Here is a 24,364-nt window from a genome sequence, read left to right as displayed (position 1 = left end):
AGAAGATTGTTTGTCGCCATCAGATTATCCAGTTTAATCACTCGAAACTGGCTGCTTAGGATCAGTACGGGCGTGGTCAACAAAAATCAGTTCTTCCGTGGCAAAGCCTCGCTGTTTGGCTTCAGAGATAAAACGTTCTTTGACAGACTCAGGTACGGTCGGCGTGCGAGAGAGCAGCCAAAGATAGTCATGATCAGGACCTGAAATAAAGGCATACTGGTAGTCATCATCTAACTCAAACACTACATAAGAACCATAGAAAGGCCCAAAGAACGAAACCTTCAGATACGCCGTCTTATCATTTTCAACGAAGTACGCTTTACCCTCTGCTTCTTGCCATTTGCCCTCTTCGCGGCTAAAGCCTCGGTTGATTACTTTGACGCCACCGTCTTCACGCAACGAGTAAGTTGCCGTCACATCGGATAAGCCGCGCTCAAACGAGTGATCAAGTCTTGCCACTTCGTGCCATGTTCCCAAATAACGGTTGAGGTCAAAATTGGTTACCGGCGTCACATCTTTAGGCATACCAAGGCAGCCGGTTAACATCGTCGATAACAGAAACACGAACCCTAATCTTAATCTCATCAATCACTCCTTGCCGGATGGCACGAATCTAGTGCACCGCCAAACTAGCCATGGCGGCGGCCCTATCTTTAAATTGCATTTTTCCCACACAGCATTGACCCAGCTGCGCATAATGCGCTTGGATATGTGTCACGAGCTGAACAAGCGGCATGGTCTGCCCGCTTGGCTGCCAATGCTGACCACCGTCTTGACTCAACCAGCAAACGCCTTGGCTATCAACCAACCGATCGTCTTCCGTGATCAGGTTTTCACTCAGTCGACCGAGCGACGCCGAGTCTGGCGCGTATGATAGTTCGTCATCCCCTTGCCAAATCAGTAGCGCAGGATAGTTGATATACGTGGTCATGACTTGGGCTTAAATATATCAAGGTTGAGTGCCACTGACTTCCCTAACCAACCCACATGATCGGTATGATCAATGTAATCATCGCCCGTCACGCCATGCAAAAAGACGGTTAAATCGCCCCGATGCGCTTCAAGCCATGCCATCACCTCATCGAACGCGGCGTTGTCAAAGGCGATCTGAAAACTCCACTTTGGGTGTGGACCGACGCATTTGCGATGAAAACGGCCAAGGTCGATGGGCAGTGACGATGCAGCGGCCGATTGATAGATAACATCCGCCTGCGCTTCGGTGTCGGCTTCGTAGTAGACATGGGCGTGGTAAGCCTGGTGAACATTGGCAAAAGAGTGATTAGAAGACATAAGCATCATTTGATTGAATACAATGGAATTGAGAATAGTTTACTCCAAGCATCCGGTGATAAACAGGCTCAGTCTGTAAGGTAATTCGAATAGGCACTGATGTGTTTGCTAACGTTTACGCGTGTTATGCTGTGATTGAAATATAATACAACGATTAAAGGAGTCATCATGATTCAGCAAGGACAACCTCTACCCAGCGCTACGCTCAGCGAACTCACCGCTGATGGCATGCAAACCCATGACATTCCTGCTCTGTTTGCCGACAAAAAAGTGGTCCTTTTCGCGGTACCCGGTGCGTTTACCCCGACGTGTTCGGAATCCCATTTACCGGGTTTTGTCGTCAATGCCGATAAAATGAAAGAAAAAGGTGTGGATATGATTGCCTGCGTATCCGTTAACGATGCCTTTGTGATGCAGGCTTGGGGCGAGGCACAAAATGCCAATCAGATTCATATGCTGGCCGACGGTGATGCAAGCTTTACCAAGGCGCTAGGACTAGAAATGGATTCAGGTAAGTTTGGCGGTATTCGCTCACAGCGCTATGCCATGATCATTGAAAATGGCACCGTCACCCAGCTTAATGTTGAGCCGCCGAAAAGCTTTGACGTTTCCAGTGCTGAGGCCGTACTCAAGCAGCTATAGGTTTGCCAGATGTTAGGCGATAACTCGCCCAACTGACGGCCTGAACGTGATTTAATAAGCGGTGACGGGATGACGCCACCGCTTTTTTATTACACTGACTTTTCACTCACGTTACGACGCAGTACATATTTTTGCACTTTCCCTGTCGACGTTTTTGGGAGTGTTGTAAAGATCACTTTTTTAGGCGCTTTAAAGTGCGCCATTTGGTCACGACAGAAAGCAATAATGTCTGCTTCGGTCACGGCTGATGCTTCGGTCGTTTTGACAAACGCACAGGGAACCTCACCCCATTTTTCATCGGGCATCGCTATCACCGCGACTTCATCAATCTCGGGGTGACGATACAAGACATCTTCAATTTCAATGCTGGAAATATTCTCTCCACCACTAATAATGATATCTTTCAGTCTATCTTTGATTTCAATGTAATTATCGGCATGCCACACCGCTAAATCGCCCGTTCTAAACCAGCCGTTACTCATGGCATCTTCCGTCGCGCTGGGGTTCTTTAAGTAGCCTTTCATTACGATGTTACCGCGGACAAAAATCTCGCCGAGTGTGCCACCATCTTTTGCAACCGGTTTAAACGTCACCGGATCAGCGACCATCAGATCCCCTTGCATCGGCGCGCGTACGCCTTGGCGCGCTTTCATCCGCGCTTTTTCTTGTTGGGAGAGGTGATCCCAATGATGCTGCCAATCACACACCACGCAAGGACCGTAGGTTTCGGTGAGCCCATAAACATGGGTCACAGCAATGCCCATCGCTTCCATGCCCTCAATCACAGAGGCCGGTGGCGCGGCACCTGCGGTCATGACCTTGATGGTATGCTTAATGCCAGATTTTAACGCCGGATCAGCACTGTTGATCATATTAAGGACAATGGGCGCACCGCAGAAATGGGTGACTTTATGGGTTTTTATCGCATCAAAGATAGGCTCGGCCCGCACATGCCGTAGGCTGACACTCACCCCCGCCGTTGCGGCCACCGTCCATGGGAAACACCAACCATTACAGTGGAACATGGGTAGCGTCCAAAGATACACTGGATGGGAATCCATGTTCCAAGACAGCACATTACTCACGGCATTCAGATGGGCGCCACGGTGATGATACACCACCCCTTTGGGATTGCCCGTGGTGCCCGATGTATAATTAAGAGAAATGGCTTGCCATTCATCGTCTGGCAATGCGTACTGATAATCACCATCCCCTTTTGCTAAAAACGTCTCGTAGGTAGTTTCACTGATGCATTCGCCATGCGGATACAAGGGATCATCAATCGCAATCACTAACGGACGGTGTTTAATCATCTTCAACGCCCGCTTAGCCACTTCCGTCATTTCCTTGTCGACGATAAACACTTTGCTTTCCGCGTGTTCAAGGATAAAGGCGACGGTTTCCGCTTCTAACCGAGTATTAATGGTATTGAGTACGGCGCCTGTCATCGGCACACTAAAATGCAACTCAAAGACTTCGGGAAGATTGGGGGCCATCACCGATACCGTATCACCCAGCCCAATGCCGGCTTGAGTCAATGCCGACGCAAATTGACGACAACGCTGATCGACTTGCTGCCAACTCCAACATAAATGGCCATGAACGCTGGCCGGATAATCTGGATAGACGCTGGCGGCCCGCTCAAGGAAAGAAAGCGGGCTCAGTGTTTGATAATTGGCTGGACTTTTGTCCAAGCCAAGATCGTAGATATTATTAGATGACATAACGCACTCCTTGCTGACTGTGTCTAGATAACTAGATCACGTTAGCATGTCATCGAGCATGCGCTATTCAACTTAAGTCGATATGGCGGCGACAACACAAAAAGGCCCAGCCAATCCTCGTAGGCTACTCTTATCAAAATTCTTATTTCTTTGCGTTCACCGCACTCACACCTTGCCAATCTTCTAACTCTTGTTCGGGGTGCTCGGTTCTAAATTGCTGATACAGCGCAATGCCCAGCGGATCTTCTAGCACATCGATCGTCACGCCTTTCTCTTGCAGCATCGTCTCGTTACCGCTCGCACTGGTCACATCGCCGACCACCACTCGCGCGAAACCACGCATAAAGATTAATGTGGCGCAAACATCGCAAGGGCTTAAACTGGTGAATAAGGTCGTTTGGCTAAAATCGATTCTCCCAGCGTCACGCATTGCAGCTGTTTCGCCGTGATTATAAGGATGGTTTTCTTGCACCAGCGTGTTGTATCCCTTACCCACAATTTGGCGCGTGTGATTATCAATAATCACCGCGCCAATGGGACAGCCGCCTTCTTGTGCACTTTTTTCTGCAAGGCGTACCGCGATCCTCATAAAATCAGTATCTGTTAACTTAGTGCAAAAATGAGCGTCCATCAGTACAGGTAGACTAAGCGTCGGCATATGGGCAATCGCACGCAATGTCGCTTCATCCACGTTGCTATTTGCGTTGAGTAGCATCCGCTTTCTCCTCATTCGTTTAGGTTTATGACTCTAGCCTGAACAGCTCCACAAAATCATCAATTTACTCCCAACCAATGAACCAAACAGTGATATGGTTTGTATTAGTCAATTCGACGTACCGTTGTAAGGTAAGCCTACCTTTTTGCGTTTGCGTTTTATGCGCTGACCACGGTCGGTGATGGATTTTTTTCAGGGACTTTTTATGACAAAGCGTTTAATTCTGATGTTAGTCGCGTGTGCGCTCGTATTTGGTGGGATTTTTGCCTACAAAATGGTAGGTGATCATTTTATGAATCAATTTTTTGACAATATGCCTGCCCCGACGGCGACTGTCACAGCCACCACAGTGTCGACGCACCCATGGCGTGAACAACAAACTACCATTGGTAGTTTTGCCGCGATTAATGAAACCCAGTTGACCACCGAAGCAAACGGCATTGTCGATGATATTTTCTTTGATAATGCGACCCCAGTAAAAAAAGGGCAACGGCTGCTGACACTCGATGCCAGTGTTGATCAAGCAGAGTTGCGCCGACTCGAATCTGTGGCTGAACTAGCACAATTAGAGATGCGACGTTACCAACGCCTTTACAGAGACAAAAACGTATCAGAGTCGGAACTCAAACGTAAAGAAAGTGAGGCTAAACAAGCAAATGCAGCAGTTGATAGCCAACAAGCGCGCATTGCACAAAAGTCGCTAACCGCCCCTTTCGATGGCATTATTGGCATCCGTAAAGTCAGTCTTGGTCAATTAATTGCTCCAGGTTCAGTGGTCGCAACCCTGACCTCAGTGAATCCGATTCATCTTAATTTTACCCTGCCCGAGCAACAGCTTAGTACCCTGCAAGATGGCCAAACAGTCTCAGCGACTATTACGGCGCGACCTGAACAAACGTTTACTGGCACAGTCACCGCTATTTCTCCTGTCGTTACCCAATCGAGCCGCAGTGTCGACATTCAGGCCACCTTTGACAATCCAGACGCCATTTTACGCTCGGGCATGTTTGCACGCGTGAGTCTTGATCAAGGTGAAGAAACGCAAAATGTTTTACTCGCGCCACAAACCGCGATTCAATTTAACCCCTATGGCAACGCCGTTTTCGTGATCCAAGAACAAGATGATGCACTGACGGTGCAACAGCGTTTTGTTCAAACCGGCGCACGCCGCGGTGACATGATTGTGATAGAGGATGGCCTGGAAAGCGGCGATCGCATCGTGACTTCCGGACTGCTCAAGCTGCGCAACGGCAGTAACGTGAAGATCAGTGATAATCCGCGTGTTCAGCCCAGCGAAGATCTTGATCCCAACGTTGTGAATCAATAGGAGCTATTCGATGCGATTTACCGACGTATTTATCAGGAAACCCGTATTAGCGTCCGTCGTTAGCCTGTTCATTATCTTGCTAGGTTTACGCGCCATCACCGACATGAATGTGCGCCAGTTCCCGGAAATTAAGAATGCGGTTATCAGCGTGTCGACCACCTATATCGGTGCAGATGCCGATTTGATTCAAGGATTTATTACCACACCGCTGGAGCGTGAAATTGCCGCATCAGAAGGGATTGATTACTTGGTTTCGACGTCGACGGCAGGCGTCAGCACTATCGAGGCCTATTTGCGTCTTGATTACGACCCTAATGAAGCACTCACGCAAATTGCCGCACAGGTCAACAAGGTACGGTCTGAGCTGCCTGAAGATGCGCGTGAACCCGTGGTCACCTTGCAAGTCGGTGAAACCGTGGCGGCGATGTATCTCGCCTTTTACTCTGAGGTACTCAGTGATAACCAAATTACCGACTACTTGGTGCGTGTGGTTGAGCCGCAACTTTCTACGATTCCCGGCGTACAACGCGCCAATGTACTCGGTGCTAGCAGCTTTGCGATGCGGGTTTGGCTCGATTCGGTCAAGCTCGCTGCATACGATCTTACCGGCACGGATGTCGTTGCTGCACTGCGCAATAATAATGTTCTGGCAACGCTTGGACGCACCAAAGGCCAAGATGTCGCGATAGATTTAAACGCTGCCACAGACATTCATGACGTCAGACAATTTGAAGATCTGGTGATCAGCAGCGATGGCCAATCGGTAGTACGTTTAGAGGATGTCGCGACGGTTGAATTAGGTGCAGAAAGTTATCAAACGTCCGTTAACTTTAACGGATTAGATGCCACCTTTATCGGCATTGAAGTGTCCCCGGATGCCAATGCCCTTGATGTTATTGAATCAGTCAATGAGGTTTGGGACGCGGATATTATCCCCCAACTACCGCAAGGCTTATCAGCCTATATCGCTTATGATTCCACCGAGTATATTGATAATGCCATTGATGAGGTGGTGATATCGATTATTCTCGCCCTAGCGATTGTGGTCTTCGTTATTTATGGCTTTTTAGGATCATTGCGCTCGGTGATTATTCCGGCGGTCGCCATTCCGGTGTCATTAATCGGCACCTTCTTCTTGATGTTTCTATTAGGCTTTTCCATCAACCTGCTCACCTTGTTGGCAATGGTTCTCGCGATTGGCGTGGTGGTCGATGATGCGATTATCATGCTGGAGAATGTCCACCGCCATATTGAAGAAGGAAAGAGTCGAACAGAGGCCGCTATTGAGGGGGCGCGTGAGCTAGCTTGGCCGATTATTACCATGTCGACGACGCTCGTCGCGGTATTCTTGCCCATTGGCTTTGTCGGGGGGTTAACCGGTGTCTTGTTTGTCGAATTTGCGTTTACCCTCGCCGCCTCGGTGATTTTGTCGGGAGTGGTCGCACTAACACTTTCACCGATGATGTGTGCCTATGTACTCAAACCTTATCAAGCCGATAAAGCGGCGAAAGAGAATTCTCTTGAACATTGGTTAGATAAACAATTTGATCGTTTATACCGTCGCTATAAACGTACCCTACATAGTTTGCTAAATACTAACGGCGTTGTGCTTACTTTTGGCGCAATTGTGTTGGTATCCTGCTACTTTTTGTTTATCACCAGCCCCTCTGAATTAGAACCGGCAGAGGATCAAGGGTTCGTCTTCTCTATTTTGGAGGCCGATAGCCAAACCACACTGGACGCGCTATCTGCCAGCACAGACGAGTTAAACCGGCTCATTGATGATGTGCCAGAAATTGATAATGTCTTTATTATTAATGGCTCAGGCGGCACCAATAATGCCATTGCTGGTATTGTGCTTGCCCCTTGGGATGAGCGTGAGCGCAGTACCCAAGCCATCTTAGAAAACGAGATTCAGCCCTTTATGGAGAGCCAGCCAGGCTTAAGTAGCTTTGCATTGGTGCCACCTTCATTACCGTCTCCAGGCGGAGGGACTCCGGTCGAGTTTATTATTGGCTCAACCCAGCCTTATGAAGCCATCAATGAAGTCGCTAATAATATCGTTGGTAAAGCGATGCAAAGTGGGCGATTTATCTTTGTGGATACCGATTTAAGTATCGACCGTCCAAAGCAAACGGTCAACATCGACCGTGAAAAGGCCGCCTTGATGGGTGTGAGCATGCAACAGCTCGCGGCCGACATGGGCTCACTGTTATCCGGCGCTGACGCTGGACGGTTTTCACTGGATAACCGCTCATACCGTGTAATCCCACAAGTCGCGCGTAGTGAGCGTCTTACGCCAGATCAACTGCGTCAGTTTTATACCCGCAACCAAGAAGGTGAGCTGATCCAACTTTCGACCTTAGTGACCTTGGAAGAAAGCGTTCAGCCACAAGCGCTGCGAGGCTTTCAACAACTCAATGCGGTTAAAATCTCGGGCGTCCCACGTCCAGGTGTCCCCTTAGGCGAAGCGCTAGGTGTATTACAAGAGATCGCCGCAACCGAATTACCAGCTGGGTTCAGTGTCGATTATGCAGGGCAATCGCGGCAATTTATGAGCGAAGGCCAACAACTGGTCGTCACCTTCTTCTTTGCCCTGGTGGTGATTTTCTTAATCTTGGCGGCGCAGTTTGAGTCGTTTAAAAACGCGATCATTATTTTGGTCACGGTCCCCATGAGTGTGTGTGGGGCATTGATATTTATCAGCCTTGGTTTTACCACGCTGAATATCTATACCCAGGTCGGTTTGCTCACTTTGGTGGGGCTAATTGCAAAACATGGTATCTTAATCGTCGAGTTCGCCAATCAGTTACAGCAAGATGGGCGCACGAAACGCGAGGCGATTGAAGAAGCGACAGCGATCCGTTTACGCCCTATCTTGATGACAACGGCCGCGACGGTTCTCGCCATGATCCCGCTCTTGATTGCCTCAGGAGCCGGTGCAGGCGCGCGTTTTGCCATGGGGTTAGTGATTGCCAGTGGGATGACACTGGGCACCTTGTTTACCCTGTTCGTGGTACCCGCGATGTACTTGTTCTTAGCCAAAGCGATTACGTCGACGCCAACTGAACATATGGTGTCAACGGAAACAAACCACGACGCCTAACCTTCCCACATCAGGCCACAGCGCAAAACACTGTGGCCTGATTTCATTATCCAACAAACCGCGCGAGCACGAACTCCACCAGCAACCGCACCCGCAGCGGCACGTGCTCCCGATCGCGATACAACAAAAACAGCGTTCGTGCTTGGCTCCGCCATGATGGCAACACCCGTTGTAGCGCTCCTTGTTCAATCAACGGTAATGCGGAGTAGTCAGGAATGTAGCCCATCCCAAAGCCTGCCTGCACGGCATGGGTCAGCATTTGAATTTCGTCAACTTCAGCCCGAATACCCGTCGTGGCTTGATAGTCATAAGCGTCACCGGTTGTGTCGTGCTCTAGCTGCCAAACGGTCATTGGGTGACACAGCACGACAGGTTTGCCCACCAGCTCTTTTGGTGATTGAAGCTGACCATAATCACTACCTGGACTCGCGCAGACAATAAAGTGAATATCGGTTAATGGCCGTGCGATCCAATCTTCCACGACCGGATTACCGACCCGAAACACCACATCCATCCCTTCGCCTTCAATATCAACCAGTGTGTTAGAAAAACTCAGATCAAGCTGAATCTCTGGGTAGGCGCGCATAAAATCAAACAAAACAGCGCGTAAAAACTGTTTACCGGCATTAATAGGGGCGCTAACACGGATCTTACCTTTAGGATGCTGCTTTTCGCTCAAGAGTTCATCACTGACCGCGTTCAGTTCATCAAAAAGACTCGCAGCGCGTTCGAAATAGCGATGACCCGTTTGCGTGAGCGAGATACGATGGGCATCACGGTTGAGTAACCGCAAGGCCAGATCCTGCTCAAGTTGACGAATTCGCCGGCTTAAGGTCGATTGAGGCATCGACAGCTGTTGCGCTGCGGCTTTAAAGCTGCCTAACTGGGCAACAGTACAAAAGTAACGTAAATCGTCTAGCGAATAGTTAAGTTTCATTATTGGCATTTACCGTTCTGATATTGCCGGTTTATTCAAATTTTGAAACTTATACACTAGCGCACATCGTTTAATAAGTCAGGTATTGATATGAATACAACGTCGATTTGGAAAGCCATCGCCCTACTCATTTTATGTGCGTTTTTTTGGGGCAGCACCTTTCCCATCGGTAAGGATGCTTTGAATGAGGTCAGTGCACTCACGCTTGTTTTTTGGCGATTTGGGATCGCGGCCATTTGTCTGGGTCTGTATCTCAAAGCAACCCGAGCCAAGATCCCCCCTCTCAGTGGCAAACAATGGCTATGGGCAACTACCGTCAGTGCTGTAGGCATTGGAGGGTTAAATCTTTGCTTGTTTACCGGGCTTGAATATACCCAAGCCACCAACGGCTCATTAATTATGGCGCTCAGCCCGTTAGTCACCTCTTTCATTGCCTGCGTAGCAATACGCGCACTTCCGCGCAAAGGGCAAGTTTTCAGTTTGGTGGTCAGTTTATCGGGGGTATTATTGGTGATCACCGACGGACAGTGGGATGTTTTACGCAACCTCAACTTTAATCAAGGCGATCAGATGATTTTCACCGGCATGTTCGCGTGGAGTGCCTATACCTTTTTCAGCCAAGGGATTGGTCGTTGGATGCCTGTCATCCCCTATACCTTTTTGGGTATGCTCAGTGGCGCCACGGTCATCGGCGTGATGTGTGCGATGACACCTAATGTACATCCCTTTGGTGAGGTGATAACCGCCAGCCCAATCACGGTTTCAGAGTTACTTTATATCGGTGTGCTAGGCACCGTCGCGGGCTATTTGCTCTGGCTTAACGGTGTACGCCACCTTGGCTCAGCCAATGCTGCCCTATTCTTTAACTTTGTACCGGTGTTTGCAGTACTCACCGCGTTCTTGATGGGACAAGCGGTCAGCCAAATCCAAGTATTAGGGATTGCGATTGTTGTTGCCGGCTTGCTGTTGCCTCGCTTACCCCATCCTGGTCGCTGGCGACTTGCGCTGTCTCACGCTCAGCTTAAACGCCATTAAATAAAGCAATAGCCTTTGCCGTGGTCGGTTTGCAAGCGCTCAGGCGGCAGTCCAGCGTCAGCGAGTTTTTTCCGAACACGGCTTAAATGCATATCGAGGCTGCGATCATCAGGCGTAAACGTTTTTTTAAGCACCTGACGATAAAGGAGTGACTTACTCAACGTAGTATCTTTATGCTGCGCAAGAAGCCACAAGAGTTCGAATTGTATGGGTGTTAATTTGACCGACTGGTCATCCACTCTGACTTGGTGTGTGTCTTGGTGCATCCAGAGATTATCAACTTGCAGCTGGCCTGATGACTCTTTGATCACCACCATCGCATGGCGGCGATGCATCGCAATCGCGGTGCGCAGCATACACTCATCAATATCAATAGGGGCAGATAGCACATCTTCCGCCCCGGCATTCAGCGCGGCCACGCGATCAGCCGCCGCTTGACTTGCCATTAAAGCAATAAACGGGCACTGCTCGCTCAACCAGCGCAAGGTTGTCATTTGCGCCTCTCCCTCAGGCACCCAGCTAATCAATTGCACAGCATCCCAATCGGGCATTGGATCATCAGGGCCAATCACAGTCACATCGCAGCCGTGATCTCGCAGCCGAGCTTCGAGTAGCGCGATAAATGACTGGTCTTCTGGGCCGCGCACGACAATGGCGGGCTTAGTTTTGGAGAAAAACGCCTGGTGCATCAGTGGTCCTATCTAAACGTTCACGTCACATCAATGGCTGAGCCCTATTTATCGTCATTGTCACTCAAAAAAGGATTCGCCAAGCTATTCATTGTCTTACAGTATCAGCCTGTAAAGCAAACGGGTTTACGTCGACTTAAGCGTTTTCGATCCCTCATAGCGTGGGAATGATGACAAACTCAGCAGCCGACCACTAAAAGCGATCGACACGATACGGATGCATATCAATATCCGTGTGCTCCTCATCTATCATTTGTCCCAACAATTTTCCGGTCACAGGGCCCAAGGTAAAACCTTGATGACCATGACCGCATGCCAACCACAACCCCTTTTGGTCTGGCGCCGGGCCGATCATGGGCTTCATATCGGGTAGACAAGGACGCCCACCTTTCCAAGGGGATGCATCAAGACGTTCACCAAGCGGATAAAGCGAACGCGCGACCTGTTCAGCGGCATTAAGTTGGCTCTCATTAACCGGCGCATCCACTGCTGTCAGTTCCGCGCCTGTCGTCAGGCGAACACCAGCGCGCATCGGCGCCAAGAGGTACCCGATTTCCGCATCCATAAGCCAATGATTCAGTGGTACTTTTTTATTACATGCATAGTGCATGTGGTAGCCGCGTTTAGTAAACAAAGGCACCTGAATTCCCAGTTGATCCAACCAATACGATGACCAAGGCCCCATCGCCATCACCACCTGGTCAGCGTGTAGGCTTTCTTTGATGGTTTGAATGAGCCATCCCGAGCCTTGCCGTGTTAAGCCTGTTAACGAAGCATGTTTAATGGCTCCTCCTTTGCATTTTACATCCGCGGCGTAAGCTTCGACCAGGGCGCCGGGATCGGTGACGGTCCAAGGCTGCTTCCAATGAATCGCCCCCACCATAGACGGAGACAAACTCGGCTCTCGCTGTGCAAGCTGTTGACGGTTTAACACATCAAACTCAACACCGAATAGCGTGCTGTCAGACGCTGTTTTTGTCAGTTCTTCATCAAGCGCTTTTTGGGTACGGAACAGTTTAAGGTAACCGGCTTTGCGAATTAACGCTTCCGCCCCCGCAGACCGTATCATCTCATCATGCGTATCGAGTGATTGCATTATCAAGGCTGCGTATTCAGGGACAAGCTTTCGATAATGCTTATCACTGGAGTAATGCCAATATTGCAATAACGCGCGAGCCGCTCGAATCACACTGCTAGGACGATAGCGAATATCCACCGCACGGTTCGGCAACACCCGCAGCAAAGTGGTGAGATCACGCGGAAAGGCATAGGGCCGAACGGCTTCACGTTGAATAATGCCTGCATTGCCAAACGATGTTTCTTGCCCTGGAGGCACGCGATCGATCAAGGTGACGGCATACCCTCGTTTAAGTAAATGCCAAGCCACGGATACACCGACCATTCCGGCCCCTAACACCACGACCTGCTTCGTCATACTTCACTCCCTGAATGATGTTATTTTTTGTTTTGTTGTTAAAACTGTTGAATTTTCACCCTTAAGTTACAAGCTTTGCGCCAGTAGCGATAGTGGTCAAGGGGGCTTATGGTTACTATTTTCTCTGAAGTGTGTAATAGTAGTTTGACTATAATCAGGCACAAAAGGACGTTGTAGGCTGACGACCAACCCAGGTGAAGGTAGTTAACACATGCCTATCCATGGGCTGGCAAGCGCCACTGATACAGCGCAGGAAAGAACATCATTGATATGTCGAGCTTACTAAAAAACCTTGATCATGCTGTGGTGCAGCTTGATCAGGCAAGTTCAATTGATAAACCAAGCTGCCAGTTTCACGTGATTGATATCTGTGAGCAAGTCCTGACGCAAGAGGACGGCATTAGCGCTCTATATACGCGTATCCATACGCTCAATGCAGCCGGTCTCTTTGAAGGTACAGACTGGGATCACCCAGAATACCTATTACCCAATTTAGTGCCGGCAACACTCGCACATGCGGACAAAGCCACCGTTCTACTAGATTGCCTCAGCCAATTAAGAATGCTAGCTATTGTTGAGGGTAAGAGCCCCCCTTCGACTTTCTCAGCCCAAGAGGCTCATCAGTTTCTTGCCAAAGTACTCAGTCTTAATTTGTCACTCATCATGGGGATCACCGACGAAACTAATCGTATCCGCCTTGGTGAGATGGCACCCGCTATCAGTTCACTATACCGGTTTCTTCTCACGCATTTAGGCTACGAAACCATTCTTAGTGAGTTAGTTGATGAAGTCTGGCGCGTTCTCGCCCAACGCCCTATTCAGGTCAATCCGATAAAAGCGATGATCACCCAGATATCCATTCTCGTGTCTCAAGAGCAAGTCAACCTTGGTGAAGCAAAACTCGGGATTGACCGTCTGGTAAGCGCCCTATATGGCCCGACTCAAGGTTGCTATGACGATCCGGGGCTCGATGCCTATTGCCAACGACTAAACGCCATGGATAACAACTCCCTCCAACAGGAGGCGATGGGCTTTGCACGCGCGATGCACGATGTCGGCTTGGCGTCTGACTATCACGCCACCTTCTTACGCTGGCTACTCGACAACCAAGGCAGTGACATACTCCCCACCGCGCTAGGGCTCAGTAATACAGGGGTAGATTGTCTCGTGACCTATCGTCAATTGGTCCACACATTGATTCAAGAAGCTGTCTATCCGCAGACCGCACAAGCAGTCTATGGGCTGGCGATGCTGCTTGAGCGTGGGGTATTGTTTGACGCGCCCGTCGCACCGAGTCTATGGCGGCAAATTTATTTAAATTTACATCCGGATGTTGCCGCCAGCCWAACCCTCGCGTTTGGCGATCAACTGCCGGCGCGGGTACATCTTCTTGCAGGCGTGATGTCAGTGCTTGGTCAACCGCTTGGTGTGGCACAAGGAAACAATCCAACTTGCCAATCTGCTCGAGCCATCTCAATGTGGGCCTATAATGATCCCGATTATCTACTCAACTGCATCGTTCAAGTCGCCTGTAATACAAGCTTACGCATGCACTTTGAAGGTAAAACATTGGACTCACACACGTTGCTACAAGGCCTAAGCACAGCATTGCCGTTTGACACCGATCCCGTGTCCGTGGTCCTCGTCCCTCATCTCGACAAGCTTTATATTGAAATGGGCCGTTGCTGCGTCAGTCGAGAGCAAGATCCCCACAAATGGATAAACCCCGAATTTCACGGCTGGTATGTCGGGCGCGAATTTATGATTGCGGTTGACGTTAAAACAGGCCTACTCAAAGATTTCGATTGCTTTATCGAGCGTTTTTATCGTAGCTATCATCCTTTATACAATGGCAACATTCCTGTCATTCATCCTCAACCCGTTGGAATTGCAGTGACAAGCAGTCAGGGGCGATTCATTGGATGGCACGCTGTCACTTTGATTCGTGTCGCATTCGACCAAGACAACGTAATGCGGGTCTATTTTTATAACCCGAATAACGACAGTGGCCAAGATTGGGGGAATGAAGTGGTTGTTTCCACCCAAGGAAAAGGCGAACAATACGGCGAAGCGTCGCTACCTTTTGAGCAGTTTCTCTCTCGGCTTTATCTTTATCATGACGACACCATTCAAGTTGGGATAAAAAGCTCACTGCCAGATGAAGCCATTGCCGATGTAAAACGAATGGCTTTAACAAGCTGGGCGGCAGATCGTATTGGCTGATGAAAGCCAAAGAGCATTATATTTGCGATTTGTTTAGGCTAATTCCCGAACAAATCGAGGCGCTTTCCCTTTAATCAGCGCATCGTGACCCCCATGTATTTCATATGTTTATCCGATAAGTGAGGCTCCATTGATGAATGCGTCCCCTTTACCGTTAAAAACACCCCCTCATACCACCAATGCAGAGGGAAAAACGCGCTGCGTCGGTGTTGAACTTGAATTGAGTGGTATGGAGCTAGACACCATTGCACAGCTCGTTGCAAAACATTTATCCCTGACGGTTGAGCATGGCGGCCGTTACGACCGAAAACTAACCGGTGACAATGCGGGTGATTGGATCATAGAGCTTGATTACGCCAAGCTAAAACGCCTTGGACGGAACGATCGAAGTGAGAAGACTCTCGCCAATCAAATTGACCAATCCGCGGAAGAAGTTTTAGCTTGGGCAGCTAAAATGGTCGTACCGGTCGAAATAGTCAGCCCACCGCTTCCGCTTGATCGACTTCAAGACGTCGATAGACTGATTGAGTTTCTGCGACAACAAGGTGCAGAAGGCACAGAGGACAGCCCTGTCTATGCATTTGGGATGCAGCTTAATCCCGAACTGCCCGACTTATCCGCTCACACCATTAATGCGCATCTGAAAGCATTTTTATGCTTGTATGATTGGCTAATTAAACGTGCCGATATTGATTTATCCCGTCGTCTCACAAGCTATGTCGATCCGTTTCCAAAAGCGTATATCACGCGTGTTCTCGCGCACGATTATTGGCCCGATCGCGACACCTTGATTGCAGATTACCTTGCTGATAATCCGACGCGTAATCGTGCGCTAGATATGCTGCCACTCTTCACTCACCTCGATGAGAAACAAGTGAATCAGGCGCTCAATGATGGCCTGACAAAAGCGCGCCCCACGTTTCACTATCGTTTACCGGATAGCAAAGTAAGTCGTCCACAATGGGGGATCCATGAGGCATGGAATGATTGGGTAGAAGTAGAGAAACTTGCCGCAGATCCAAAACGACTGACAGCTTGCTGTGATGCTTATCTTGCTCACTTAAACGATCCATTATCACGCATTACCAATAACTGGGCGGAGAAAGTGAATACGCTATGGGTAGACCCGTTATCGCAATAACCGGCCCCGACAAAGGTGCCTTCTTACCGCGTTTTTTCGTTGCCACCGCGGTGCGTCTTTATGGCGGGCAGCCCCTACAGTTGCGGCCAGGTTCAATATTTAAGCCTGATGATTATCACGGTGTGGTGATCACAGGCGGCCACGATGTTGAACCTGTGCTGTATGCTGCTGAGCCCGAAGTGAAACCAAACTACGATCCCGAACGTGATGAACTAGAGAGCGCAGTAATCAAAAGCGCCTTAGCCAGTCAAAAGCCGCTGTTGGGCATTTGCCGTGGTGCGCAACTTCTCAACATCTGTTTAGGCGGCACCTTGCACCAAAGCTTACGCGAACAGCGCAAGAAAACTTCTCATCGCTGGACAATATTCCCGATGAAAACCTTGTGTATATTGCGTGATGTTAACGGCCATATACAGCAACGATTGGGGCAAGGCAGACGCAAAATAAACAGCCTACACAACCAAGCGATTAACGCGTTAGGCGAGGATTTAACGGTAAGCGCACGTGATTTAGATGGTATTGTACAAGCGATAGAGTCGCCCAACCGCCCTTATACACTGGGCGTACAGTGGCATCCAGAATTTTTGCTTTACCTTGGCTGTCAGCGTGCGCTGTTTAAGGGCTTAGTCGAGCACGCAACGCGCTTCCAGCAGCGACAAGCGGCATCTCAGTAAACATGGTTGTTATCTTGTGAAAAACAAAAACGCCGAGGCACATTCGCTCGGCGTTATCGATTTTACCCTTAGCAAAAGGTATCAATATACAAGCCTTCGACCTTATCTCGCGCCCACTGCGTTTTGCGCAAAAATTTAAGCGATGATTTAATAGATGGGTCATTCTGAAAGCAATTCACACGAATACGCTGATAAAGACCGGACCAGCTATAGTGTTCTACCAGTCGCGTTAAAATGGTTTGTAAGCTAAGTCCGTGAAGTGGGTTATTCGGTTGTTCTTGCATACTCGTTCTCACGTTTTGGTTGGGCGCACAACGTACACGACTAGCCTCGCTAGCCAATAAAAGCGCTACTTTACGTGACGATGAAAAAAAAGGCGAGATTAACTGACTCACTCAGTCTTATTGCATTCCGCCACTTTGGCGTATACCACAGTACTAGAAATCGTGCCGCTAGGTAGGATACGGTCGTTGGTAAGCATCGCTTCTTGATGATACCCACAACGCTCGGCTACCGCGCGGCTGCGGGTGTTTTCGTAGGCGGTTTTGATTTCGACACGCTTGGCATTAAGGTCATTAAACGCATACCGCTCTAGCGTCCTCACCGCTTCGCTCATATAGCCAAGGCCTTCTTTAGAGCTCCGCAGCCAATAGCCTATTTCAAAGTAAGGAATCGCGATATTACGGATCATTAAGCTGATCACACCCACCAGTTGCCCCGTCGACTTTTCAAAAATCGAGTAGCGTAGCTCATTAATAAACATGTCGAAGTCATCAATCGCTTGTTGGGTGTTTTCAATCGAGCTCGATTCGGTCAGCGCGTGCGGAAGCCAATCCATAAAAGGAGCAAGGGTGTGCTGGCTTTCCAACACGGCTTCTAAAATTAAAGGCTGATGGGCCATATTAGGCGCCACCAGCAACAGACGGTCACTGTCCAGTTGGTCCACGCGCGGGGAATCATCCATTAATGTCCACCCAGTACCGCGCCAATGATTCATTGAACACTTCGCCATTAATGATGTTTTCCAACGTGCCGCCATTAGCTTCAATTACTTTGCGCGATGCCATATTGTCTTCATTCGCGGTAATTAGGGCGCGAGTGATCCCTAGCTCGCTCGCCTTGGGCAGCGCTAAGGCTAACATTTGCTTGCCATATCCACGTCCACGATATGACGGCGCAATATCGTAACCAATGTGTCCGGCTTCTTGAGATAGAAATGGCGTATTGATGTGATGGCGGATCCGAATCGCGCCAATGATTTGTTGCTCAGCATCAAGCAGCCAAAAATGACTACACGGCACATAACCTTTACGAAGGTTTTTACCCAATGACTCATCCGTTAACCGAGTCACGTAAGTGGCGAAATCATCTTTTCCCGGCCGATAGTAATCGGCATTCTCGGGATCAAACTGAGCAAAATCATCATAAAAGCGCGTAAAGGCTGCTTGGTGATTGAGTGTGGGGACGACTAATTCCATGTGCTTGTTCCTATTCCTATCATAGAACTAGGCTATCTCATTGATATTGAGAAATAAACATCCTTGTCTCTCTTGTTGTTTTAGTTCAGCGCCTTGACCATGGTGGTGGCGCCTGAAAAGCCGACTAACCATTTTAGGTGCGGAAAGCGCTCTTCTTTGGTAGCGACAAAGCCTTTGGCTTGATAAAGCTTGCGGGCTCTGGGGTTGCTATCAATGACATCTAATCGAACGCTTTCAAAGCCATGTGCTTGGGCATAATCGAGAATGGCATCCAGTAATTGGGAACCAATCCCCTGACCTCGTATCGCGCTATCAACAGCAATGCCATCCATCACCAATTCATTGTGTGCCGCTTTACGCTCAAACAGCGCCAATATCGCGCAGGCCCAAATGCCTTTGATGGTCCCCAAACTATCGATCAACTGTTTCGCGCCCATGCCCTGTGTCAATGCGCCGGCTTGGGTTTGAAACCCAGCTAACCCCACCACCTTGCCGTTTTGCATAGCGGCAAACGAAAAGTCTGGGACAAAACACTGAGACAACACAGCCACGCGCGCTGCCTGATTAGGGATTGCCCGTGCGAACTTCATTCCAAACGCCTGCTCATATAACTCTGCGACGTGTTGTGCTTGCTCAAGCGGCCATCCTTGCTGGATCGCTATCTCCATTTCTTCCCTCGCAGTTAAAACCGGTACCGGAGGCTGGCTAGGCCATAGTGAAGCCAAGAAAAGTTATAGACTTCATCGTTGTCAGCCCCACCTTCTAGGGTGCGATACCCCAGAGCGCCATACCAGCCATCGCCAAGGTGATACTCCAACATCAGCGCCGCATCAACCGCTCGTCCCATGGGTGACCACGCGCCTTCCACATCCAAGATCAACGCCGCGCGATCGGATAGACGATATTGACCATACCCATGCAACAAGGGCACCACGCCAACGTTGGACTTCGTTGCTTTTGTTTCACCTTGCGCGAGGGTGATTTCAGCATCTCTCACCAAGGCGGCGGCACCGACGCCCCACTGCCAAGGGCCTTGATCGTAAAACGTCCAGCGGTATGTCGCACGATAGGTATTGAATTGATAATCCGCGTCAATCGCTTGCCCATCGGCAAAGCGCTGATCCTGAAACTGGATGCTTTTTGACAGCGTGCCACGACCATCGACAGAGAGAGGCGCAAAGGTTAGGCGTACCGCGTGCTGGGGATTGAACTGATACGTGCCATACAAACGCAAGTAAGGCGTTGCGGTTCGGCCGGTTAAATCGGTCATATCAAAGCGAGTGCCGGTATCTCCGGGGATGCTGACATCATTTTTGCTAAACGTCACCCCGCCGGTTTCAACGCGAAAATCCAACCCTTGCGCGTAGGCCCCCGTTGATAGCCCCCCGACAAACAACACACTCATGATTCGAGCTGTCTGTTGGCACATCGTGTGCAAGTCTAAGCCTGCCCTAAGCCATTGTCGCATATGACCAAACGTTGTGGTTCTGCCCTTTCTCATTGCGCTTTGCCCTTATTATCAGCGTCAATCGCAGCATACATAATATGCTGAGGCCCTGCCGCGCCGCCCCAGTACAGCTCGCCTGTATCAGTAAAGCCGCCTTTTTGGTAACAGGCTTTAGCGGCCGGGTTTTGACAGTTCACAGTGAGATACACCCAATTGAAATCATGATAATCAACGGGCAAATACTCAAGCAAGGCTTTAACCGCACCGGTGCCTAGGCCTTGCCCTTGATAACGCGCATCCACTACAAACATGCGCAGGCCTAACGTCTTTGGCGGGCAAAAGTCATACTGAGACGTATAGTCGGTATCGAGTTTAAAAAAGCCTACCGTCTCGCCCGCTCGTTTGATCACATGGCGGTGAATAGTCTCACTGTCCTCAGCAAGAAATTCGTCTGCGGTCCCCGCAAATTTCACTTGTTGGTCAGGTAACGATACCTGGCGAACACCCTCTATATCTGCATTCGTTAGTGGAGCGACATTTATCTCGGTAAGCTGACTAGTGGTGGTTTCTAACATACCAGTTCTCATCATCCTTGTTATTGGTATAGGGCTGTGCGCTAGTTTTAGTGGTTAGTCTGAGCGGTCAATGCTGAGCACTTCTAGTCAGGGAGCCCCCAACAACGCGCTGCTCCCTTAAAGAACGGACATAAAAAAGGGAGCCCTGATTGACAGCGCTCCCTATCATAGCGTGCTAGCGATGTTAAATCACTGACAGCTCGACCTTAATATTGCCACGCGTGGCATTGGAATACGGGCAGACTTGGTGCGCTTGCTCGACCAATGAATGCGCGGTGTCTTTATCCAGATCGCCAACAGATACTGCCAACTTCACGGCAATGCCAAAACCGCCATCAATGGGGCCAATCGACACTTCTGAGTTAATGTGGGTGTCTTCGGGCAAGGTCACGCCTGCTTTACCGGCCACCAAACGCAGCGCACCAATAAAACACGCCGCATAGCCGGCAGCAAAAAGCTGCTCAGGGTTAGTGCCTTCGCCATCGTTTCCGCCCAAACCTTTAGGCGTGGAAAGCGCCACATCTAAACGTCCGTCATCGGATTTTGCAGACCCTTCGCGGCCTCCGGTAGCGGTGGCTTTTGCTGTATAGGCAACACTTTGTAGCTCTTTCATTTCACTCTCCTGTGTTTCAGTCCGCGTGCGGCTCACTGCTTCGCACTCAGCAGGTGCGATGAAGCCGCTTGCATCAGGTTTATTTATTTTGCATGCAAAACAATAGATCGCATGACCCAGCATTGCAAATACTTTGCGCACAAAATAAAATAGCGCTCAGACACATTGAAAATGAAAACCCATGACCTATCCCCAATTGAAGCTCAATAGCCAAATCTGTCACCGCTTATACAAGGCCTCCAACGGTATTTCGCGCGCCTACCGAACCTGGTTGACCGAGCTTGATCTCACCTACCCGCAATATGTAGTGATGATGGCGCTGTGGGAAACTGACCGACTCGCGATCGCAAATCTGGTTGAGAAAACCGGCATTGATGGTGGCGCGATGACGCAGATTTTGAAAAAGATGAGCGATAAAGGCTTGCTCACCATAGTGAAAGACGAAGACGATAAGCGAAAGCGGTGGGTAACATTGACGGGCAAAGGCATTGAGCTGCAGCACCAAGCAGCGGAAATTCCTGAAAAGATTCGTTGTAAGTTTCCTAGCATTGATGATCAGCAAGCCCAGCAACTTATTGCGCTGCTGGATAAAATCAATCATGACTTAGGAGAAAGTGACGCATAAACGTCGGCTGAGCAGCACTCAAGGCTAACGTATCGATAAGAAAGCCAAACTATTACTTGGTCGTGGCATCCTTTACTGAGACAATCGGTGTTGTTACCTCGATATTAACGGACAACAATGAAACTTTTAGCTCGCAACCTTGCACGCACCACCACCGAACAAGAACTCCGTCAGCTGTTTTCTGAACACGGCGACGTCACCGACTGCAATCTGGTGCTGGATCAAGAGACTGGCGAATCCAAAGGCTTTGCTTTTGTGACTATGCCTGACGATGCCCAGGCCAACGCTGCAATTGCCGCACTGAACTTGGCCAGCGTTGCAAAGAGCAAAATCCGCGTGAAAATCGCGAACTAAGCAAAAAAAGCCCTTTGCACTTACATTCATTGGCTGTGAGGCGGGAACGATAGCCAGCACGATCACCCGTGTTGGCTTTTGTTTATGGTTGCCAAGCGTTAATAACGTAAAGCGTCATTAAACGATAGCTGATTGACAGCCTACGCCCGACTCGTCACTATCAAGCTTTCGGCATGTAGTGACGCTCGAGCAATCAAAATGGCAAAACCGAATAAAAAAGGCCCCACTAAAACCATCGATATTTTCTGTAAACGCTGTAATGCGCCACTATTTAAATATCGCAAAGGCGGTAAAGGCGCTTTGGTAAAGTGCTTTAAAGAAAGGATTGTTGAGGATGCCACCACCACGCCGTGTCACTGCCCTCAGTGCCAACAGCCCTTTGCGCGTGACACCCTAATGCGAGGCACACCAGCCTACAAATTCATTGGCGGTAAGGTATGGTTCAAATGAAGATAACCCCTTTAGGCAATACGTTAGGGGCGCAAGTCGATAATATCGATTTATCCCAGCTGTCAGACACTGAGTTTGCGGCGCTATACCAAGCATTTTTACGCTATAAAGTGCTTTTCTTTTGCGATCAGCCTTTATCAACCGACAACCATGTCGCACTGGCAAAACGCTTCGGCGAGCTTGAGCCACCTCACCCGTTTTTCCCACATCTGCCCGACAATGACCAAGTGGTCGTGATTGAAACCAGCCGCGGCAATCCACCCAGCCAAAGCTATTGGCACACCGACATGACATGGCAAGCGGTGCCGCCCAAATGCTCGGTTTTACACGCGCAATATGTGCCAGAACATGGCGGAGATACGATTTGGTGTGACATGGCAGCAGTATGGGCCGATCTAACCGAGGAAGACAAAACCGAGCTACGCGAGCTCGACACCATTCACGCACTGCACGCCTTTGAAGGTAGCCGTTACGATCATCAAGACGCCGACGGCCAGAGTGTGGTTTCGAAACGCGCTCAAGACTACCCGCCTATTTGCCGTGCCATGGTGCAAACCCACCCAGAAACCGGCCAAGAAGTGCTATTTATTAACGAGCAATTTACTCGCGCGATTGCCGACTGGCCAGAGGCTGATAGCCAACAACGGCTGGCGACACTGTTTAGTCAAGCACGCCAATCGAAATATCACGTTCGTTTTCGCTGGCAAAAGCATTCGGTGGCGATCTGGGATAATCGCGCCACCCAACACTACGCAGTAACCGATTATGGTGACGCGCCCAGACGATTGCACCGCGTCACCGTTCAGGGTGACAGTGCTCAGTAACATCTTATGGCGCTCAGACGCGGGTATTTTCATACAGATTGTTGCTATGCCCATAAAGCATGATTTGGCGTTGTAGCTGAAACCCTAGCTTTTCGAGCAAGCGGTTGGAGGGTTGGTTGTCCGGTAAGGTCACTGCTTGAACGGTGTTCAGTCCGCTTGCTAATAAGGTTGCCTCAAGCACCGCCTCGGCGGCTTCTGTGGCGTATCCTTGCCCGGTGTAACGCGATAAAAACGCGTAGCCTAAATCTGGATATGCCAACTCATCGCGCTTGAGCACACCGCACATACCGATGGGCTCACCATCTTCCCGCCGCTCTACCAGATTTAACCCAAAACCATATACTTGATAACTCGCAAGCGGCCCGTGACGGAGATACTCGATCGCATCTTGTTCAGTGCGCACCTTTTTATCCGCGATATAGCGTATAAACGACGCATCATTAAGCAGCTCCACAATAAACGGCGCATCGTCGAGTATAAACTGTCGCACATTGAGCCTTTTTGACCGGCATATCAGTGTCATAAACCATCTACCTACTGAAACATCCTATCGCGCCATAATCGCATATTGGCACGAATAAGTATTTAGGCTGGCAGCCAACACTGATAAAAATCTTCCCCCCCCCTCATCGGAGCCAAAGCTACACACAAAAGCGTCCCGACGTGCAGCCACGCAATAAGCAAAATCGGTTTCAAGATTGATGGGACAGAAAGTCAGGTGCATGGGTGTATCCCAAAAATTGATATTTACGTGATGATGCTCCAATATCATAAGGCTTTCTGCGACTATTGTAAGTATTTACTTTTAAATACCGAGATAATGACTCACAGGGAACAGGTATGCCAGTATCAAGCTTTAAAGGTGATTTTTGCAATAATAGATAGCTTTGATGGAATCAAGGAAATGAACAGGATAATCGATACTGCCCATGTACTTGAAGCAGTCTTATCTGGTGTTCCACTATTTCAACTATTTGCATCAAGAAGTGCAAATGGTTCAGTTATTATTGAGGGTTCAGCATCAGTAGTATCCACAGGTATTAATATTAGTATATATAAC

Annotated in this window: 28 protein-coding genes; 12 read left to right on the top strand and 16 right to left on the bottom strand. The window is 49.3% G+C overall.

Annotated features, from left to right (window positions below):
• Nucleotides 1–33 precede the first annotated feature (33 nt).
• From BZG81_RS03715 to BZG81_RS03705, 3 genes are read right to left on the bottom strand one after another with little or no spacing between them, the layout of a single operon-like run.
• Nucleotides 34–585: a lipocalin family protein gene (locus BZG81_RS03715; protein WP_077676766.1), complete on the bottom strand. Its 552-nt coding sequence runs from the start codon at nucleotides 583–585 to the stop codon at nucleotides 34–36.
• A gap of 28 nt (nucleotides 586–613) precedes the next feature.
• Nucleotides 614–931, bottom strand: coding sequence for a DUF4144 family protein (locus tag BZG81_RS03710; protein WP_077576047.1), 318 nt, complete (start codon nucleotides 929–931; stop codon nucleotides 614–616).
• Nucleotides 928–1,290, bottom strand: a complete 363-nt coding sequence (locus BZG81_RS03705; protein ID WP_077676765.1) for a DOPA 4,5-dioxygenase family protein — start codon at nucleotides 1,288–1,290, stop codon at nucleotides 928–930. The genes BZG81_RS03710 and BZG81_RS03705 overlap by 4 nt, the downstream gene beginning before the upstream one ends.
• A 168-nt stretch (nucleotides 1,291–1,458) precedes the next feature.
• Here BZG81_RS03705 and BZG81_RS03700 point away from each other — a divergent pair, with 168 nt between their 5' ends.
• Nucleotides 1,459–1,932, top strand: coding sequence for a peroxiredoxin (locus BZG81_RS03700; RefSeq protein ID WP_077676764.1), 474 nt, complete (start codon nucleotides 1,459–1,461; stop codon nucleotides 1,930–1,932).
• An 89-nt stretch (nucleotides 1,933–2,021) separates the two neighbouring features.
• Here BZG81_RS03700 and BZG81_RS03695 read toward each other — a convergent pair whose 3' ends face one another.
• Together BZG81_RS03695 and BZG81_RS03690 are read right to left on the bottom strand one after the other, a co-directional pair.
• Nucleotides 2,022–3,656: an acyl-CoA synthetase gene (locus BZG81_RS03695; protein WP_077669924.1), complete on the bottom strand. Its 1,635-nt coding sequence runs from the start codon at nucleotides 3,654–3,656 to the stop codon at nucleotides 2,022–2,024.
• A gap of 142 nt (nucleotides 3,657–3,798) precedes the next feature.
• Nucleotides 3,799–4,371 carry a nucleoside deaminase gene (locus BZG81_RS03690; protein WP_108743465.1) on the bottom strand — a complete coding sequence of 191 codons (573 nt, stop codon included), beginning with the start codon at nucleotides 4,369–4,371 and terminating at the stop codon, nucleotides 3,799–3,801.
• A 205-nt stretch (nucleotides 4,372–4,576) separates the two neighbouring features.
• Between BZG81_RS03690 and BZG81_RS03685 the strand changes: the two genes are divergently transcribed.
• Nucleotides 4,577–5,698: an efflux RND transporter periplasmic adaptor subunit gene (locus BZG81_RS03685; protein ID WP_077669922.1), complete on the top strand. Its 1,122-nt coding sequence runs from the start codon at nucleotides 4,577–4,579 to the stop codon at nucleotides 5,696–5,698.
• A gap of 10 nt (nucleotides 5,699–5,708) precedes the next feature.
• The gene (locus BZG81_RS03680; RefSeq protein WP_077676763.1) at nucleotides 5,709–8,804 is read left to right on the top strand and encodes an efflux RND transporter permease subunit; all 3,096 of its coding nucleotides are present in this window, start codon (nucleotides 5,709–5,711) and stop codon (nucleotides 8,802–8,804) included.
• A gap of 46 nt (nucleotides 8,805–8,850) precedes the next feature.
• Here the strand turns inward: BZG81_RS03680 and BZG81_RS03675 are convergent, their stop codons facing one another.
• The gene (locus BZG81_RS03675) at nucleotides 8,851–9,741 is read right to left on the bottom strand and encodes a LysR family transcriptional regulator (protein WP_077461120.1); all 891 of its coding nucleotides are present in this window, start codon (nucleotides 9,739–9,741) and stop codon (nucleotides 8,851–8,853) included.
• Between the two features lie 90 nt (nucleotides 9,742–9,831).
• Between BZG81_RS03675 and BZG81_RS03670 the strand changes: the two genes are divergently transcribed.
• Nucleotides 9,832–10,776, top strand: coding sequence for a DMT family transporter (locus BZG81_RS03670; protein ID WP_077676762.1), 945 nt, complete (start codon nucleotides 9,832–9,834; stop codon nucleotides 10,774–10,776).
• On the opposite strand, the gene BZG81_RS03665 is transcribed toward BZG81_RS03670, so the two are convergent.
• Nucleotides 10,773–11,465 (bottom strand): winged helix-turn-helix transcriptional regulator, encoded by a 693-nt coding sequence (locus BZG81_RS03665; RefSeq protein WP_077676761.1) that lies wholly within the window; start codon nucleotides 11,463–11,465, stop codon nucleotides 10,773–10,775. The genes BZG81_RS03670 and BZG81_RS03665 overlap by 4 nt on opposite strands.
• Nucleotides 11,466–11,658: 193 nt before the next feature.
• A complete protein-coding gene (locus BZG81_RS03660; protein ID WP_077676760.1) occupies nucleotides 11,659–12,900 on the bottom strand; it encodes an NAD(P)/FAD-dependent oxidoreductase in 1,242 nt (413 codons plus the stop codon).
• A 270-nt stretch (nucleotides 12,901–13,170) separates the two neighbouring features.
• On the opposite strand from BZG81_RS03660, the gene BZG81_RS03655 reads away from it, so the two are divergent.
• From BZG81_RS03655 to BZG81_RS03645, 3 genes are all read left to right on the top strand, one after another.
• The gene (locus tag BZG81_RS03655; RefSeq protein WP_077676759.1) at nucleotides 13,171–15,123 is read left to right on the top strand and encodes a hypothetical protein; all 1,953 of its coding nucleotides are present in this window, start codon (nucleotides 13,171–13,173) and stop codon (nucleotides 15,121–15,123) included.
• Between the two features lie 133 nt (nucleotides 15,124–15,256).
• Nucleotides 15,257–16,264 carry an amidoligase family protein gene (locus tag BZG81_RS03650; RefSeq protein ID WP_077676758.1) on the top strand — a complete coding sequence of 336 codons (1,008 nt, stop codon included), beginning with the start codon at nucleotides 15,257–15,259 and terminating at the stop codon, nucleotides 16,262–16,264.
• Nucleotides 16,240–16,938: a gamma-glutamyl-gamma-aminobutyrate hydrolase family protein gene (locus BZG81_RS03645; RefSeq protein ID WP_021023696.1), complete on the top strand. Its 699-nt coding sequence runs from the start codon at nucleotides 16,240–16,242 to the stop codon at nucleotides 16,936–16,938. The genes BZG81_RS03650 and BZG81_RS03645 overlap by 25 nt, the downstream gene beginning before the upstream one ends.
• 68 nt (nucleotides 16,939–17,006) lie before the next feature.
• On the opposite strand, the gene BZG81_RS03640 is transcribed toward BZG81_RS03645, so the two are convergent.
• From BZG81_RS03640 to BZG81_RS03610, 7 genes are all read right to left on the bottom strand, one after another.
• A complete protein-coding gene (locus BZG81_RS03640; protein WP_077676757.1) occupies nucleotides 17,007–17,222 on the bottom strand; it encodes a VF530 family DNA-binding protein in 216 nt (71 codons plus the stop codon).
• A gap of 107 nt (nucleotides 17,223–17,329) precedes the next feature.
• The gene (locus BZG81_RS03635; protein ID WP_241827345.1) at nucleotides 17,330–17,902 is read right to left on the bottom strand and encodes a GNAT family N-acetyltransferase; all 573 of its coding nucleotides are present in this window, start codon (nucleotides 17,900–17,902) and stop codon (nucleotides 17,330–17,332) included.
• On the bottom strand, nucleotides 17,895–18,416 hold the full coding sequence (locus BZG81_RS03630) for a GNAT family N-acetyltransferase (protein WP_077676756.1): 522 nt from the start codon (nucleotides 18,414–18,416) through the stop codon (nucleotides 17,895–17,897). Before BZG81_RS03630 ends, BZG81_RS03635 begins: the two co-directional genes overlap by 8 nt.
• 80 nt (nucleotides 18,417–18,496) lie before the next feature.
• Nucleotides 18,497–19,084 (bottom strand): GNAT family N-acetyltransferase, encoded by a 588-nt coding sequence (locus BZG81_RS03625; RefSeq protein ID WP_077676755.1) that lies wholly within the window; start codon nucleotides 19,082–19,084, stop codon nucleotides 18,497–18,499.
• Between the two features lie 14 nt (nucleotides 19,085–19,098).
• Entirely contained in the window at nucleotides 19,099–19,821 is a 723-nt protein-coding gene (locus BZG81_RS03620) for a hypothetical protein (RefSeq protein ID WP_131826425.1), read from the bottom strand.
• Between the two features lie 92 nt (nucleotides 19,822–19,913).
• Complete coding sequence (locus BZG81_RS03615) at nucleotides 19,914–20,438, bottom strand: GNAT family N-acetyltransferase (RefSeq protein ID WP_108743396.1); 525 nt, start codon at nucleotides 20,436–20,438, stop codon at nucleotides 19,914–19,916.
• Between the two features lie 184 nt (nucleotides 20,439–20,622).
• Nucleotides 20,623–21,051 (bottom strand): organic hydroperoxide resistance protein, encoded by a 429-nt coding sequence (locus BZG81_RS03610; protein WP_021023689.1) that lies wholly within the window; start codon nucleotides 21,049–21,051, stop codon nucleotides 20,623–20,625.
• Nucleotides 21,052–21,232: 181 nt separating this feature from the next.
• Between BZG81_RS03610 and BZG81_RS03605 the strand changes: the two genes are divergently transcribed.
• The 4 genes from BZG81_RS03605 (at nucleotide 21,233) to BZG81_RS03590 (ending at nucleotide 23,304) form a co-directional block, all read left to right on the top strand.
• Entirely contained in the window at nucleotides 21,233–21,676 is a 444-nt protein-coding gene (locus tag BZG81_RS03605; protein ID WP_077669911.1) for a MarR family winged helix-turn-helix transcriptional regulator, read from the top strand.
• A gap of 117 nt (nucleotides 21,677–21,793) precedes the next feature.
• Entirely contained in the window at nucleotides 21,794–22,030 is a 237-nt protein-coding gene (locus tag BZG81_RS03600) for an RNA recognition motif domain-containing protein (RefSeq protein WP_021023687.1), read from the top strand.
• 198 nt (nucleotides 22,031–22,228) lie between these two features.
• The gene (locus BZG81_RS03595; protein ID WP_077461101.1) at nucleotides 22,229–22,480 is read left to right on the top strand and encodes a hypothetical protein; all 252 of its coding nucleotides are present in this window, start codon (nucleotides 22,229–22,231) and stop codon (nucleotides 22,478–22,480) included.
• Nucleotides 22,477–23,304 carry a TauD/TfdA dioxygenase family protein gene (locus BZG81_RS03590; protein ID WP_077676753.1) on the top strand — a complete coding sequence of 276 codons (828 nt, stop codon included), beginning with the start codon at nucleotides 22,477–22,479 and terminating at the stop codon, nucleotides 23,302–23,304. Before BZG81_RS03595 ends, BZG81_RS03590 begins: the two co-directional genes overlap by 4 nt.
• Before the next feature lie 13 nt (nucleotides 23,305–23,317).
• Here the strand turns inward: BZG81_RS03590 and BZG81_RS03585 are convergent, their stop codons facing one another.
• Complete coding sequence (locus BZG81_RS03585; RefSeq protein ID WP_077676752.1) at nucleotides 23,318–23,827, bottom strand: GNAT family N-acetyltransferase; 510 nt, start codon at nucleotides 23,825–23,827, stop codon at nucleotides 23,318–23,320.
• A 228-nt stretch (nucleotides 23,828–24,055) separates the two neighbouring features.
• Between BZG81_RS03585 and BZG81_RS15755 the strand changes: the two genes are divergently transcribed.
• The coding region (locus BZG81_RS15755; RefSeq protein ID WP_206744318.1) for a hypothetical protein at nucleotides 24,056–24,364 on the top strand (309 nt) is incomplete at its 3' end.

The sequence above is a fragment of the Salinivibrio sp. MA607 genome (assembly GCF_001996245.1).
Taxonomy (GTDB): Bacteria; Pseudomonadota; Gammaproteobacteria; order Enterobacterales; family Vibrionaceae; genus Salinivibrio; species Salinivibrio costicola.
This window is presented reverse-complemented; position numbering and strand designations above follow the sequence as displayed.

Excerpts from the sequence above, each read along its gene's own strand:
- BZG81_RS03650 (WP_077676758.1), top strand. The coding sequence starts at position 15,257 with ATGAATGCGTCCCCTTTACCGTTAAAAACACCCCCTCATACCACCAAT.
- BZG81_RS03590 (WP_077676753.1), top strand. The coding sequence starts at position 22,477 with ATGAAGATAACCCCTTTAGGCAATACGTTAGGGGCGCAAGTCGATAAT.
- BZG81_RS03640 (WP_077676757.1), bottom strand. The coding sequence starts at position 17,222 with ATGCAAGAACAACCGAATAACCCACTTCACGGACTTAGCTTACAAACC.
- BZG81_RS03635 (WP_241827345.1), bottom strand. The coding sequence starts at position 17,902 with ATGGATGATTCCCCGCGCGTGGACCAACTGGACAGTGACCGTCTGTTG.
- BZG81_RS03605 (WP_077669911.1), top strand. The coding sequence starts at position 21,233 with ATGACCTATCCCCAATTGAAGCTCAATAGCCAAATCTGTCACCGCTTA.
- BZG81_RS03645 (WP_021023696.1), top strand. The coding sequence starts at position 16,240 with ATGGGTAGACCCGTTATCGCAATAACCGGCCCCGACAAAGGTGCCTTC.
- BZG81_RS03600 (WP_021023687.1), top strand. The coding sequence starts at position 21,794 with ATGAAACTTTTAGCTCGCAACCTTGCACGCACCACCACCGAACAAGAA.
- BZG81_RS03585 (WP_077676752.1), bottom strand. The coding sequence starts at position 23,827 with ATGACACTGATATGCCGGTCAAAAAGGCTCAATGTGCGACAGTTTATA.
- BZG81_RS03685 (WP_077669922.1), top strand. The coding sequence starts at position 4,577 with ATGACAAAGCGTTTAATTCTGATGTTAGTCGCGTGTGCGCTCGTATTT.
- BZG81_RS03700 (WP_077676764.1), top strand. The coding sequence starts at position 1,459 with ATGATTCAGCAAGGACAACCTCTACCCAGCGCTACGCTCAGCGAACTC.
- BZG81_RS03665 (WP_077676761.1), bottom strand. The coding sequence starts at position 11,465 with ATGCACCAGGCGTTTTTCTCCAAAACTAAGCCCGCCATTGTCGTGCGC.
- BZG81_RS03675 (WP_077461120.1), bottom strand. The coding sequence starts at position 9,741 with ATGAAACTTAACTATTCGCTAGACGATTTACGTTACTTTTGTACTGTT.
- BZG81_RS03615 (WP_108743396.1), bottom strand. The coding sequence starts at position 20,438 with ATGTTAGAAACCACCACTAGTCAGCTTACCGAGATAAATGTCGCTCCA.
- BZG81_RS03625 (WP_077676755.1), bottom strand. The coding sequence starts at position 19,084 with ATGGAGATAGCGATCCAGCAAGGATGGCCGCTTGAGCAAGCACAACAC.
- BZG81_RS03705 (WP_077676765.1), bottom strand. The coding sequence starts at position 1,290 with ATGTCTTCTAATCACTCTTTTGCCAATGTTCACCAGGCTTACCACGCC.
- BZG81_RS03610 (WP_021023689.1), bottom strand. The coding sequence starts at position 21,051 with ATGAAAGAGCTACAAAGTGTTGCCTATACAGCAAAAGCCACCGCTACC.
- BZG81_RS03690 (WP_108743465.1), bottom strand. The coding sequence starts at position 4,371 with ATGCTACTCAACGCAAATAGCAACGTGGATGAAGCGACATTGCGTGCG.
- BZG81_RS03715 (WP_077676766.1), bottom strand. The coding sequence starts at position 585 with ATGAGATTAAGATTAGGGTTCGTGTTTCTGTTATCGACGATGTTAACC.
- BZG81_RS03595 (WP_077461101.1), top strand. The coding sequence starts at position 22,229 with ATGGCAAAACCGAATAAAAAAGGCCCCACTAAAACCATCGATATTTTC.
- BZG81_RS03660 (WP_077676760.1), bottom strand. The coding sequence starts at position 12,900 with ATGACGAAGCAGGTCGTGGTGTTAGGGGCCGGAATGGTCGGTGTATCC.
- BZG81_RS03680 (WP_077676763.1), top strand. The coding sequence starts at position 5,709 with ATGCGATTTACCGACGTATTTATCAGGAAACCCGTATTAGCGTCCGTC.
- BZG81_RS03710 (WP_077576047.1), bottom strand. The coding sequence starts at position 931 with ATGACCACGTATATCAACTATCCTGCGCTACTGATTTGGCAAGGGGAT.
- BZG81_RS03630 (WP_077676756.1), bottom strand. The coding sequence starts at position 18,416 with ATGGAATTAGTCGTCCCCACACTCAATCACCAAGCAGCCTTTACGCGC.
- BZG81_RS03695 (WP_077669924.1), bottom strand. The coding sequence starts at position 3,656 with ATGTCATCTAATAATATCTACGATCTTGGCTTGGACAAAAGTCCAGCC.
- BZG81_RS03670 (WP_077676762.1), top strand. The coding sequence starts at position 9,832 with ATGAATACAACGTCGATTTGGAAAGCCATCGCCCTACTCATTTTATGT.
- BZG81_RS03620 (WP_131826425.1), bottom strand. The coding sequence starts at position 19,821 with ATGAGTGTGTTGTTTGTCGGGGGGCTATCAACGGGGGCCTACGCGCAA.